Below are 11486 nucleotides of genomic sequence, written 5' to 3'. Positions count from 1 at the left end.
CCATTTTTTGTAATAGAAGCTAATGCTTTGATGATATTACTGAGGAAAGGTGTATATTTTCATTGATATGTAAATATGCACCTTTTCTATTGTATTTGCAATTTGATAAAGTTAATTTGAATTTATGTAACGCACATATATGAAGCCATCCTTTAAAAAAGGAAGTGATTTATCATACACATTCAAGCTGTGAAAATACCAAAGAATATTGAAAGTCATTTGTTTAAGCAACTTAGTAACTTGGTTTCAAATGAGAAGAAAGAACGAATGAAGCGTTTATTAAACTCATGCGACGTTAATAGGACCCTGATAGGGGATTTACTAATCCGATCTCTAATCTGCCAAAAGTATAAAATTAATAATGAAGAAATTAGATTTATATATAATGAGTATGGAAAACCTTTTGTTGAAAATTTTTCTGACTTTCATTTTAATCTGTCACATTCAGGAGAATGGGTGGTTTGTACTACTGCTAATTTTAATGTGGGTATTGATATAGAAAAGGTTTCAGAGATAGAGGCTCTTAAATTAGCAAATGAATTTTTTTCAGAGGAAGAATTTTATGATATATCTAATATAAATTCTGATGAACAAATTAATTATTTTTATGATTTATGGACATTAAAAGAAAGTTATATAAAAACGATTGAAAAAGGGCTTTATATCCCGTTAAATTCATTCTCTATAAAAAAAGAGTCACCAACTTTAATTTCATATAAGTATATACCTCAAAACTTTTACTTTAGACAATATAACATTGAGCCAAATTATAAGATATCTGCTTGTGCAACAAGGGATGAATTTCCGCAAGAGATAATAATTAAAGACATTTATGCAATTTGCCAAAATATATACAAATTTGAAAGTAAGGAGAAAATCAATGCAGAAGACTAAACTTTTTTGCTTTCCACATGCTGGGGGATCTGCGTTTAGTTACGCAAAATGGAAAAATCACTTTAATCCATATATTGAGGTAGTCCCGATAGAGTTAGCTGGTAGAGGATATAGAATTGAAGAAAACTTGTACCAAAGTATGGAAGAGGCTGTGAATGATGTTTACAATAAAATAGTTATGCAGATAGATGATTCGCCCTACATTCTATTCGGGCATAGCATGGGAAGTTTGATCGCCTATGAAGTAGCCAGAAAAATAAAAGATTCTAAAAACGTATCGCCTGAATTTCTTGTTTTGTCCGGTAGAAATCATCCAAATAGTAAAATAAAAAATATCCGACATAATCTTTCTAATGAGCAATTTAAAAGAGAAGTTATTGCAATGGGAGGTACACCGTCCGGGGTACTTCAATCAGAAGAATTAATGGAGATTTTTCTCCCAATTCTAAGAGCAGATTTTAAAATTGTCGAGACATATATTCATGACAATAATATACAACCGTGTGATATTGATTTTCTTATATTTAATGGGGAAAATGATGAATTTACTACATATGATCAAGTAATAAAATGGGAGCAATATACAAGTAAAACGTGTACTCTTCATTCTTTTGAAGGTAATCATTTCTTTCTAAATGAAAATATTGAAGAAATAGCAAAGAGTATTATAAGAAAGTTAGATTCTAAAAGATTATCAAATAGTTTTTAGAGGTTTTCTAAGTATATTCATGGCTAAGGAACAAAATATTAAATATGAAAAATAAAGGAACTGCTGAAATATCACTGAATAAGGGCATTGAAGCCTAAACGAACTTTTCAAAGGTAGGAAAAAAGACTCATTGAATCGTAAGAGTTACTTCCCGTATTTATCTAAAAAAGTGATGCAACTTATTTGCAACACTTTTTAAATTTTTACCAGAGAGTAATTTAGTTAATTAGTAGAAAAAGGAAGGGCCTATTTGGCCCCTTCCTTTTTCTCATACATAACGCTTGTTGACAACTTATGAAATAATAGCATTCATCGCTATTAAAATATAACACTAAAAGCAATTAATTAGATATGTAATTGTGCATACATTGTACTATTTCATGAATGGGAACAAAGCTATTTATCTCTTTCGGGCTAGGAAACCAATAGACTCAGGTATACTTTATGATAATAAATTTCCTTTCTTATTATAAAAAAAGAAATAATTAGTACTCCATAAAATTAAAAGAAACGCCATCCTTTCCTATGATTCTACAGAAAGAATATCGTATCTTTTCATTTTAGGGGAATTTTTGAAGAAAGAATTAATAGTATTAATAGAATATATAAAAATACTCCGATATTTAGTTAACAGTTTTATACTTTCTGAATAATATCTAAATAAATGGATTATAAAATATTTTGAATAAAAAAACACAAGCATTGCATAATAAATAAAATATTCCTTATCTATTAATTATTGAAATTCTCTAAATCTCGATGTATTATACTCTTGTATTTTCTCACTTTGCGAAGCTGAGAAAACATCATCACTTCTGAAAGAACCCTAACTCCAGCGGGTTCTTTTGATTTACTTGAACTTATTTTTGAATCATTGTATTATATTTTCGAGTCTTACTTATATAAATTATTATCAGGGGAATCTGCAGATTTGCAGGTTCTTTTTTATTTTCATACTATTAATTTTTATACGTGTTTGGTAAAAAATCAATGAGTTACAAAAAATTACTATACCGAAATCTAGTTCGGTATAGTAATGTGCATATATAAGATCCCACTTTACTATATCCCCCGAAAGGAGTCATAAAAATCTATATTTTTTTAATTCAGTTGCAATTACAAAACATCTTTTAAAAAGAAATGCATGTAAATGCACATTATATTTTATTCCATAACTCTCTAACTTTTGTTCACGATAGTCTGATATTGAAAAAAATAAAATATTTGGTACGACATCACTTTGTTTTTAGATAATTTTGTAATTAAACTATAATATTGTATTTTTTCTGCATTATTGAAATTAGTAATAATAAAATGTATTATTGAAAAGCACTATTTATAATTCAAGTAATCAAGGCTATGTATCCACAATAATTCGAACATTCAGAAATTATAATATTATCTAAAAATGAGGTGAGATTAATAGAAAAAGTACATATTAAATGGTATGGATTGTATAGTTTAAATGATTTTTATAGTAGAGAAGAAGCTTTTAAGAAGGGAATATTTGCAATCTCTAGAGTATATGCTAAAAATGAAACATTGATCTATATAGGAAAAACCAAAAGAAGCTTTATACAAAAGATAAGGGAACTTAATAAGGATTGGACTTTTGATGAAAACGAATTAAAGATTACATTAGGAATAATAGAGTTTCCTAGTGGTGAAAGTTACTCTGAAAAAAAGGTAAAAGAGATAAAATCCCTTCTGATTTTACGACATACCCCAGTAGAGAACAACACATCTTTATTGTACCATAGAGGGCAGTTTAATTTAAAAATTATAAATAAGGGAAGAAGGGGCTTAATTGTTAAAAAGATTTCTACAGGAGATCTAATGTGGACGTAATTGGAATCATCTTTGAATAAAATTGAAGGTTTCTTACGAACAGGAGTTTATCAATTTTTAATGTATTAAAATATTTTTGAATAACATATGTCAGATGCTTGAAACAACACAAATTTTATTATGATATGAAATCTTGTATGGGAATTGTGATTTATTTCCATTGTTTAATAAAAATATTAAGAATTATAAGAATAATGCATAAAAATTAGAAGAGAAAATAAACTCGGGGGTTTAAAAAATGGGACAAGTAAGCAGGTTTCAAGAAAAACAACAAAATCGTCGTAAAAAGGTGGTTTTTAATATTGCATTTACTTTGGTATTAGTGACAGTTGGTATAGTGACATACCAGTTGTTTTCCCCTTCTGATACATCAAAGAAAGCAATTGCTCAAGAAAAGAAAGCAACAAAGTTAGAAGAGAAGAAACGTAAAGAGAAAGAAGCAGTACAGTTAGAAGAGAAGGAACTTGAGGAGAAGGAAGCAGCGCAGTTAGAAGAGAAGGAACGTGAGGAGAAAGAAGCAGCGCAGTTAGAAGAGAAGGAACGTGAGGAGAAAGAAGCAGCACTGTTAGAAGAGAAACAAAAAGCAGAAAAATCGGTAAAAATGAACGGAAATGAAAATAAAGAGGGAGAAAAAACGGCATCTCAAGAAAAGGGTTCTCAAACTAATTCTTCTTGGAAGCCAATTGGTACAGAACAAGGAGCAAAACCTGAAATGAAATTTAAAGAAGGAACAGTAGATTGGAGTGAGATGAAAAAAGCAATTTCTTATGCTATCGATGTTCCAGAGAGCCAATTGATTTTCGATTTTATTGGGAATAATGGTAATAATAAAGCCTACGGTAATGTACGAGATAAGCAAAGTAATAAAAAATATAAGGTTAATATTGATTGGGTAGAGAATCAGGGGTGGAAACCAGAATCTGTTCAGGTGGTAAAATAAATAATAGAAATGGAATTATGTGTTTAAAAGTTTACTTTTGTAAAAACTCAAAAAAGAGTCCGTATCAATCAGGACTCTTTTTGTTATGTTGACAGCATTAATTACTTGGACTCATTTGTTAGATCCTGATGCGGACCAACTTTGATAATCAATAAAGTCTCATCTCGTGTGAGCGTTCATCTATTAACCAAAGAACAACAAAAAAACGATTACAGGATTAAGTTGTACAAGAAAATAGAAAGGAAGGAAATATTCTCCTCGTAGTAAACGACTTAGTAGTATCGATCTTTATATGACCAACACTCCTGTACCTAGAGAAAACAATGAAAAGCTCAAGGAAAGAAAACAAAAAAGATAGAAGGGAAACACAAAGCAGAAAAATCGGTAGTTACATGTGAATGATTTGAAAAATCTTCATTATAAATTTAGGCTAACTTCACATAGAGCACATATTAATATTTTATTATTTACATGTAATGAAAGAATAAATTAAGTGAATTGTATTTCGTTCTGTTTTTAAAAATTTAAAATTCCCTTATTTTTATATAAAGGTTTTACATCGGAGTTTTAAATATTTTGGAAATAGATCAAAATAAAAGGAGTTCATATAAAAGGGGAATGTCCTATGACAACATATACAAGTGAAATGAGAAAAAGTTTAGTTTCAGAAGAAGATGTAGATATTTTGAAAATTATGGCGCATCCAATCCGCTTACAAATTGTAAATGAATTAAGTACGAGAAAAACGTGTAATGTAACACAATTAACAGAATTACTGAATATTCCACAATCGACGGTTTCACAACATTTATCAAAAATGAAGGGCAAAGTGTTACGAGCTGAGCGAAAAGGTTTAGAAATTTATTATCATATTCATAATTTAAAAGCGAGTAAGATTGTAAGTGTTTTAGGATATATAAACTAATGAAGTATTTTCATATAAAATAGCCGCTGCTGGTGAGAAGGGGCTATTTTGTGTTGCTTTATGTATTTGCATTTGAATTTTTATAGTTTTTATGATTTACAATGATTCGATCAAATTCAAAAGTACACCGCTTACTACAATCATATTCCATAATAATAGTTCCTCCTTTTTAGATAAGGGGGGATTAGAGCTCATTTCATGGACTATAACGGGTTCACTTTACCTTGTGTTTTTAAGGAAGAATTGAGCGGGTCTCTGTAAAAATAGAAAAAACATCTTAATGCGCCTTTATCTAAAATTTTTATGTGTCATTAACCCTTTTTACTACATAGCTTATTATAAATTGTTTTAGGGTGGGGTATAAGTAATGGCATATACTTTAAATGATATTTGTATCGATGTGTGTCTTATAGTTACGTTTACTCCGAGTGGTGGGGTAGAATCAATTGTAAGTGGTGGAGAAGAGTGTGGATCTAGTCCTAGTATAGTGATTAATTCTGATGGCTCAATTACCATTACATTACCATTAGTAGCTTGTTTATCCCTCGTATTAAATGACGACTTAAGTGTTGGAACATCATTAACAAGCTTGTCTTTTAAAACTTCTTAAGTGAGTTACTAATTTTATAATACTTAGATTAATAATATTGTTTACTTATAAATAGAGTATTTTCTTAAAAATCATTTTTATTTCTGCTTTAATAGGGATGGAATTACATGTATTAATGGATTTTATTCCTATAATCGGATGACTGAGTAAAGAGATATCAAAGTTATTATAGTTTTATTTTAAGAAAATAGATAATTTAGGAAGACCACTTCCTTTATTGAAAGGGGTGGTCTTTTTTAAGTTGAGGTTGTATTCTCGTAAATAACTGTTGTTGTTTTCGAAAAATGTTTGATTAATTTAACGTTATGATCCCTGATAGAAGAACAAAAAGAAAAAGTGCATTCGGAAAATTTTTTTTATTAAAACACGCTTTTTCTAAGTTCAATTGACTCATTCTTTTATACAAAAGTTGGATAATTTTTGTGATTTTTGCTCAATTAAAGATATGAAATTTAACTGAATATAGATTTTTCTCGGAATAGTTGAGAGTTTTATGCCCTTGTACAAGAACAAAAAAGTTTGGATGAGTTTGAACTTAGCTAATTTTACCCTGATAAGCATGTGTTTCTCTCCCAGGGGTACGGAAACGATACTCGGTATGAGGGGCCACTCTGGGATTTAATTACAAATCAAAAAAGAACTTTATTCAAGTTCTTTTAATCTACGATACAGAGCGGCCGGACTCACACCAGTAATTTGGTATATTTCTTTAACAATTTTATTGGTATGCTTGCGCAATTCAATCGCATGATTCATAACTGGGTGCTTATCCGTATATTTCTTTACTCTTCCTCTATACACTCCTTTTTGTTTCGCTAACTTTATTCCCGTACGTTGCTTTTCTTTAATCATTTCTCGATCAAGTTCACTAAAGGCAGCCATGACAGTTAAAAAGAATTTTCCTGTTGGCGTTCTCATATTTATTCCTAAATTTAAAATCGCAAAGTGAACATCTTTTTCCTGAAGTTGTTCTACTAATTGTAAAAGCTGAATGGTATTTCGACCTAAACGAGCCATTCTAGTTACGACTAAAGTATCCTCAGTAGTTAGTTTTGAAAGTATAGAGTCTAACTCTGGCTTTTGTTTGGTTACTCCACTTATTTTTTCTTTAATAATTTCATCTACTCCATATTTCATGAGCTGTTCAATCTGTGTATCTAGATTTTGATCTTGTGCACTGACACGAGCGTATCCATAAAACATTTTTCTCTTCATTTCAATTGTATTTTTGATAAGTGTTATTGAGAGTCTCTGAGACTAATAATATCAAGGAAAGGGAGTATTTCTCAATAGGGTAAACTCTATTAAGAAGGTAAATATGCAATTATGCATATTTATATTTTTTTATTTCAATACAAATGAAACCTAATATATAATTAAAAAGTTTTTACGAATTGATAAGGAGATGCGAGTATGAAGAAAATCATAGGACTTATATTATCGTTATTTTAATTATTTTCTACCTATGCACCAATGTTTACAGAGGAAGTCGAAGTTTTAAATCAAATAGGCCGCGTCAAAGAGAAAGGGGATTGGTATCATAATGCGGATTTTACACTAAGGGATTTTTAAATTAAAAAACTTGGTTTTACTATATATTAAGAAGGTTCCATAAACGGGCTACTACATTTAAAAAATGAAACATCTTATGAATTAATTATTGTTTAGACAGAATGACTTAGGTTGTCCTTATGCGAACTATCAGTATGAATAGAAATTTGATAATTATATAAAACGCCGTAAATGAAGTATAAAATAAGTGCTGATTTTGCAATTATATTTTTAACTATTGAATAGGAGCTATTATGAATACAATTAAGAAATTATTTTTAAGTTTTATGGTATGTATTTTGTTATTCAGTACAGTAGGAACAGCGTATGCAGAACAAAATGATCAAGTGAATTCATCATCTTTTATTGACGTTCCTAAAACTCACTGGGCGTATAAAGAAATGATGTATATGGTGGAGAAGAAGATTATAACAGGATACGGAAATGGGTATTTCGGTGCAACCGATCCTATTACTCGCGAACATCTCGCTGCTTTCTTGTATCGATATTTAAAACCGCAAGATAGTACAAATAATCCATTTGTTGATATTGGTGACAGCAATTTCAAAAAGGAAATTTTGGCACTAACAGCACGTGGCATTTTCAGTGTAAATGCTGAAAAAAAATTCAATCCAAAAAATAATATGACACGTGCCGAAATGGCAACTGTGCTTGTCAAAACATTTGATTTAATGCCGCAAGGAAATGTTGAATTTACGGATATGAAAGGTCACTGGGCCAACGAATATGTCAAAATATTAGCCGGTAACAACATAACAAGTGGTACAGGTGACGGCAATTTTAATCCAAATGGCATTGTTACTAGAGAGCAATTTTCTATGTTCTTATATAGGACGATTATGAAAGTAACAGATATGCAAAATGATGAATCAGTTGGCTGGGTGAAGGAGAAAGAGAATTGGTACTATTACAACAAAGATGGGAGTAAGCAAACAGATAACATTACGTTAGATGGAATAGAGTACTCCTTTTTTAAAGATGGAAGGCTATTCCAAGGAAGAAAGCAGGTAGGGAAAGATACTTTATATTATAGTGAACCTGGTAAACTAAAGACCGGATGGAGTTTTTCTGCAACTTCATGGAGCTATTTAAAAGATGGGAAGTATGTGACAGGAACATTTACCTATCAAGGAAAACCATTTGAAATTAATAAGTACGGGGATATGGAAAAGGGATGGATTACTCTACGTTCTGCTGTTAAAAGAATCTATCCAAAGCCAGAAACAAAATTTCTAATGAAGTCTAAACCTGTAAAGGATGGAGATGTTTTAGAGGTCATATCCAAACAAGGTTTATGGTACCAGGTCAAGTATCAAGGGGAAATCGGATATGTCCGGGTACTAGAGTCAGTTATAATTGGTGAATCACCAGTTCGTTCATGGGATGTAGCAAAAGAAGCAACGAATTTGTCTCATTTTATGATAACGGAGTATCATAAAGATCCCGAAAAATACTTTCCACCAAATATTCAAAAGAAATTTGATAAACAACTTGATAGTGATCTAAATGTTCTTGCGAATGGATTACAATGGATTGATCAATTAAAAGAAGCACTCTATTTAGATAATAAACAAGGGTGGGTACAAGAAGAAGGAAAATGGACGTATTATCAAAAAGATGGGCAAAAAGTAACAGGTTTCCAATCAATTGATGGGAAACGTTATTATTTTGGTACCGATGGGTTTATGCAATTGGGATGGGTACATACAAATGGATATGATTATTATCTGGGTACCGATGGCGTGGTGCAAACTGGAATCCAACATATTGACGGAAAAACCTATTACTTTGGCCCGTTAGGTCCTGTACAATCTGGATTTACACATGTTGATGGGAAACCGTATTATTTTGATGCTTCTCATGAATCAAGAAATGGTTGGATGAAGCAAGAGTTTAATTGGTATTTACTACAGCCTTCAGGTGCATTACAAACAGGAGATTTTACATATAAAGATAAGAAATTCTCCTTTAATCAAGATGGAGAAATGGTTAAAGGGTGGATTACATTAGAATCCCTTGTTAAAAAAGTATATCCTGAGGCAGACTTGAAAAAAGCATTACGTGCAAAAAGTGTAAATAAAGGTGAATTAATAGAAGTAGTGGGGAAAGTCGGTTCTTGGTATGAGGTTAATTACCAAGGCGAAAAGGGATATGTGCGCATTCATGATGCCATTATTTTTGATCAGGAGGCTAAAAGTCCACTCACTTTGCTTGATGGAAAAGTAAAGATATTTGAAGGTGTATTAGATTATTTAAAAAGTGATGAAACACTCATAAATAACACGATTAAGATTTTAGAAGAAGAAGAAAATCGTTTGGTAGATGATGCAGAGCATTGGGAAAGTATTTCAAGGAACGTAAACAACGCAAAGCAAGATGTACAGTATAAAATACAAGTGATGAAAGAAGCACATGGTAAGTTACAAGAACTAGTAAATGCAATGAAAGGTGATATAAAAAATTTAACCGTTACCCAAAGGAAAGAACTTGTAAAATTACTTGGAGCTGATGGAAAAGAATTACTAGATTTTGGTGTAGAGACATACAGTTTTATACTCCAGTATTATGAATCACTTATTGAGGCCTATGTTGGTTATTATCAAGCATTAGATGTGGTTTCGGCCAAAGCTATTGAATGTCAAAATGAAATTAATAAAGATATTCATCAAATCACATTGAATATGCAAGAGTTATCGAAGGGGTTATCTGGTGTAGTTAAAGATTTAGGACCAGTTGTAAATAGCTCCATTAATCTGAAACATTCCATTGATGAGGCAAAACCTGGGATGGAGGAACTTGTACAAGTAACGCGAAAAAACGCTCCAATTATTGCGCAAGATTTACAAGCATTGGATGCGAAAGTCCCAGGATTCTTCACAGATTTCAACATGGGATTAGACCTTGCAAATACATTTATGGACTCCGCTAATAGAATAGCAAGTCATAAGGTTGATGTATCTGCTGCTGCCATCAATGTTGGAAATATTGACTTGAGTAATGCACTACGTGATTTAGGTGGCGATCCATCTAGAGTATATGATCGTAAGAATGATGGAGATGTATCATTCGTATTGGGTATGACGCCTATAATTGGTACAGGAAAAGAAATTGGACAACTCATCAAAGGGGAAGACTTAGTAACAGGTCAAAAATATGATCCAGAAGATTATGTATGGGGTACATTGGCTGTCGTATCTGGTGGTACAACACGGGTTATCGGTAAAGTTGTAGGGAAGGCTGGAGACCTTGAGAAGAAAGGTAAGGCTTTAGAAGCGGCAGCCAAAAGTACAAAATTTACGAAATATCCTACGGGTTTTGATGAAGTCGCTCAGTACATAAAACAAAATAAGAAATTACCGGATAATTTCATCACAAAGCAACAAGCTGAGGCTTTAGGATGGGATAGAAAGAAAGGAAATCTCCACGAAGTAGCTCCAGGAAAAAGTGTTGGTGGAAATGTTTACTATAATAATGAAAGGCTATTACCAAATGCTCCAAATAGGACTTGGTATGAAGCAGATATTAATTATTCATCAGGGTATCGAGGTAATGATAGAATTCTTTATTCTAATGATGGATTAGTATATAAAACTTCTGATCATTATAAAACGTTTACCGAAGTAAAATAGGAAATAGAGGGATTAAATTTATGGATAAAGTAAAATTGGATGGAAGAACACTTACTAGTAAAGAAGTATTGCACCAAACATTAAAAAAACAATTAGATTTCCCTAGTTTTTATGGGGAAAATGCAGATGCTTTGTGGGACTGTTTAACTGGATTTATAGGTCTTCCTATAACAATAGAATGGGAATTTTTTGAGAGTACTCAAAAGATGTTAGGACCTTATGCGGATTTAATTTTAAAAATATTTCAAGATGCACAAAATGAAATGCCAGGTAAGTTCTATATTGTTGTAAAATGACCTTAGGTAAAAAGAAAAACCGTGGAAATATTTAATTTCTACGGTTTTTCTTTTTAAGAAATA

9 protein-coding genes are annotated in these 11486 nt (G+C 31.3%); 8 read left to right on the top strand and 1 reads right to left on the bottom strand.

All coding sequences use genetic code 11. The features are described from left to right. The first annotated feature begins 189 nt into the window (after positions 1-189). From DN393_RS20910 to DN393_RS20880, 6 genes are all read left to right on the top strand, one after another. Positions 190-894: a 4'-phosphopantetheinyl transferase family protein gene (locus DN393_RS20910; protein WP_149173827.1), complete on the top strand. Its 705-nt coding sequence runs from the start codon at positions 190-192 to the stop codon at positions 892-894. Continuing rightward, positions 881-1603 carry a thioesterase II family protein gene (locus tag DN393_RS20905; protein WP_046955819.1) on the top strand — a complete coding sequence of 241 codons (723 nt, stop codon included), beginning with the start codon at positions 881-883 and terminating at the stop codon, positions 1601-1603. Before DN393_RS20910 ends, DN393_RS20905 begins: the two co-directional genes overlap by 14 nt. Positions 1604-3016: 1413 nt before the next feature. Further along, entirely contained in the window at positions 3017-3451 is a 435-nt protein-coding gene (locus tag DN393_RS20895; RefSeq protein ID WP_149173826.1) for a sodium:proton symporter, read from the top strand. 238 nt (positions 3452-3689) lie between these two features. Further along, complete coding sequence (locus DN393_RS20890; protein WP_149173825.1) at positions 3690-4391, top strand: YrrS family protein; 702 nt, start codon at positions 3690-3692, stop codon at positions 4389-4391. Between the two features lie 625 nt (positions 4392-5016). Then, the gene (locus DN393_RS20885; RefSeq protein WP_000214796.1) at positions 5017-5316 is read left to right on the top strand and encodes an ArsR/SmtB family transcription factor; all 300 of its coding nucleotides are present in this window, start codon (positions 5017-5019) and stop codon (positions 5314-5316) included. A gap of 367 nt (positions 5317-5683) precedes the next feature. Then, positions 5684-5926 carry a hypothetical protein gene (locus DN393_RS20880; RefSeq protein ID WP_098669700.1) on the top strand — a complete coding sequence of 81 codons (243 nt, stop codon included), beginning with the start codon at positions 5684-5686 and terminating at the stop codon, positions 5924-5926. 642 nt (positions 5927-6568) lie between these two features. Here the strand turns inward: DN393_RS20880 and DN393_RS20875 are convergent. Continuing rightward, positions 6569-7129, bottom strand: coding sequence for a recombinase family protein (locus tag DN393_RS20875; RefSeq protein WP_149173824.1), 561 nt, complete (start codon positions 7127-7129; stop codon positions 6569-6571). A 602-nt stretch (positions 7130-7731) separates the two neighbouring features. Between DN393_RS20875 and DN393_RS20870 the strand changes: the two genes are divergently transcribed. Together DN393_RS20870 and DN393_RS20865 are read left to right on the top strand one after the other, a co-directional pair. Further along, on the top strand, positions 7732-11127 hold the full coding sequence (locus DN393_RS20870; protein ID WP_149173823.1) for an S-layer homology domain-containing protein: 3396 nt from the start codon (positions 7732-7734) through the stop codon (positions 11125-11127). Positions 11128-11147: 20 nt separating this feature from the next. After that, on the top strand, positions 11148-11423 hold the full coding sequence (locus DN393_RS20865) for a barstar family protein (RefSeq protein ID WP_064474277.1): 276 nt from the start codon (positions 11148-11150) through the stop codon (positions 11421-11423). Positions 11424-11486: the final 63 nt, after the last annotated feature.

The sequence above is a fragment of the Bacillus sp. BPN334 genome, assembly GCF_008368885.1.
Taxonomy (GTDB): Bacteria; Bacillota; Bacilli; order Bacillales; family Bacillaceae_G; genus Bacillus_A; species Bacillus_A wiedmannii.
This window is presented reverse-complemented; position numbering and strand designations above follow the sequence as displayed.